At 68.0% G+C, this 2,481-nt stretch carries 2 protein-coding genes and 1 pseudogene; all 3 read right to left on the bottom strand.

Annotated elements, in window-relative coordinates; all coding sequences use genetic code 11:
• The coding region (gene glgX, locus P2P98_RS14790; protein WP_275800874.1) for a glycogen debranching protein GlgX at positions 1-1,721 on the bottom strand (1,721 nt) is incomplete at its 3' end.
• A 64-nt stretch (positions 1,722-1,785) separates the two neighbouring features.
• Positions 1,786-2,262 carry a glutaminase gene (locus tag P2P98_RS14795; RefSeq protein WP_275800875.1) on the bottom strand — a complete coding sequence of 159 codons (477 nt, stop codon included), beginning with the start codon at positions 2,260-2,262 and terminating at the stop codon, positions 1,786-1,788.
• Positions 2,259-2,481, bottom strand: a pseudogene (locus P2P98_RS14800) (transposase); the annotation flags it as partial. The pseudogene P2P98_RS14800 and the gene P2P98_RS14795, both read right to left, overlap by 4 nt.

A 2,481-nucleotide genomic window follows, 5' to 3' on the forward strand; every position in this document is an offset into this window, starting at 1 on the left:
GGGTGCTGCTTGCGCAGTCGCGCGAGGGCCGCGGTGAACTCGATGAGCGGGTGGTCGACATTCGACCAGTCCACCCAGGTGATCTCGTTGTCCTGCGCGTAGCCGTTGTTGTTGCCGCCCTGCGTGCGGCCGAGCTCGTCGCCGTGCAGCAGCATCGGCACGCCCTGGCTGAGCAAAAGCGTGGCGATGAAGTTGCGCTGCTGCTGCGCCCGGCGCTTGAGCACCTCGGGGTCGTCGGTGGGTCCTTCGACACCCATGTTGCTCGAGCGGTTGTGCGATTCGCCGTCGTTGTTGTCTTCGCCGTTGGCCTCGTTGTGCTTCTCGTTGTACGAGACGAGGTCGCGCAGCGTGAAGCCGTCGTGCGCGGTGACGAAGTTGATGGATGCCACGGGGAAGCGCCCCGAGTGCTCGTACAGGTCGGCGGACCCCGTGAGGCGCGATGCGAACTCGGCGAGCGCCTGCGGCTCACCACGCCAGAAGTCGCGGACGGTGTCGCGGTACTTGCCGTTCCACTCCGTCCACTGGGGCGGGAAGTTGCCGACCTGGTAGCCGCCGGGGCCGACGTCCCAGGGCTCGGCGATGAGCTTGACCTGCGAGACCACCGGGTCCTGCTGCACGAGCTCGAAGAAGGTCGCGAGCTTGTCCACCTCGTAGAACTCGCGCGCGAGGGTCGAGGCGAGGTCGAAGCGGAAGCCGTCGACGTGCATCTCGAGAACCCAGTACCGCAGCGAGTCCATGATGAGCTGCAGCGTGTGGGGGTTGCCGACGTTCATGCTGTTGCCGGTGCCCGTGTAGTCGGTGTAGTACCGCTTGTCGTCCTCTTCGAGGCGGTAGTACGCCTCGTTGTCGATGCCGCGCATCGACAGGGTCGGGCCCATGTGGTTGCCCTCGGCGGTGTGGTTGTAGACCACGTCGAGGATGACCTCGATGCCCGCCGCGTGCAGCGCCTTGACCATCGCCTTGAACTCCTGCACCTGCTGACCGTGATCGCCGGTCGAGGAGTAGGTGTTCTGCGGCGCGAGGAACGCGATGGTGTTGTAGCCCCAGTAGTTCGACAGCCCCTTTTCTTCGAGGGTGGAGTCGTTGACGAACTGGTGCACGGGCATGAGCTCGATCGCGGTGACGCCGAGCTTTCGCAGGTGGTCGATGACGGCCGGGTGCGCGATGCCCGCGTAGGTGCCGCGCAGCTCTTCCGGAACGTCGGGATGCAGCTGGGTCAGGCCCTTGACGTGGGCCTCGTAGATGAACGTCTCGGAGTAGGGGGTCTTGGGCTGGCGGTCGCCCGACCAGTCGAAGAACGGGTTGATGACCACGCCCTTCATCATGTGCGCGGCCGAGTCCTCGTCGTTGAACGAGTCGGGATCGCCGAACTCGTAGCTGAAGACGGGCTGGCCCCAGTCGACCTGACCTTCGACGGCCTTCGCGTACGGGTCGAGCAGGAGCTTGCTCGCGTTGTAGCGCTTGCCGTTCGCGGGGTCGTACTCCCCGTGAACGCGGTACCCGTATCGCTGTCCCGGTTGGATGTTCGGGAGATACGCATGCCAGACGAACGCGTCGACGTCGATCAGCTCGAAGCACGTCTCCTTCCCGTTCTCGTCGAAGAGGCAGAGCTCGACCTTCTCCGCTCCTTCACTGAACAGGGCGAAGTTCGTCCCGTTACCGTCGTAAGTGGCCCCGAGGGGATAACTGGATCCTGGCCATACCTGCTGCACGTCGCTCACGATAGACCAGCGTTGTTTCCCCGACGGGGCGCGTCATCGCTGTTGACACCCGCCCCGGCCCCGACTATGCGCGTTCGGGCGGATGGCGCAGCAGCTCGACGCGCTCGTCGAGGTACCGCTCGAGCGGTAGGAAACCGCCTGCCGCGCTCCAGCGGACGAGCGGTTCTCCCTCGCGTATCGCGAGCGGCGTCGAGCGTTCGCCGAGGGCGGAGAGGTCGATCGGATGCCATTCGATGTGGACCGTCTCCCCCTCGGGGACTCCTCCGCGCGCGGCCGCGGCCGCGAGTTCCGCTCGTCGGCGCTGCGACTCGGCCGCGAATCCCCGGCGCACCTCGGCGCGCGAACGCACGATGTCGCCGGTGGCGAGCACAGCGTCGTCGGTGAGCAGCAGCACGCCGAGGTGCCACGCGGTTCCGCGCGCCACGATGCGCGGCGGGCGGGGGATGCCGAGCACCCGGCGTCCCTCCTGGAGCTCGCCGAGCCGTTCGCGCGGCGCGTCCGCCAGGCGTGCCCGCACCTCGTCGAAGAGTGTCGGGATCACGCGTCCGTCCCTTCCGCTCGGGCGGCCTCGGCCCGCTCCACCGCGCGCTGCGCGGCGCGCGTCGCCGCGGCGGCTTCTTTCTGCTCGCTCTCGCGCTGCTGCGCGAGGTCGTCCGCCTCGTCGGCCTCGGCCTCGGCGCGCGCGAGGTCGGCCCGCAGCCCCTCGACGCGCTCGCGTGCCCGGTCGGCGCGCTCTCGCGCCGTGGCGAGGCGACGTTCC

The sequence above is a fragment of the Microbacterium sp. Kw_RZR3 genome (genome assembly GCF_029222405.1).
Classification (GTDB): domain Bacteria; phylum Actinomycetota; class Actinomycetes; order Actinomycetales; family Microbacteriaceae; genus Microbacterium.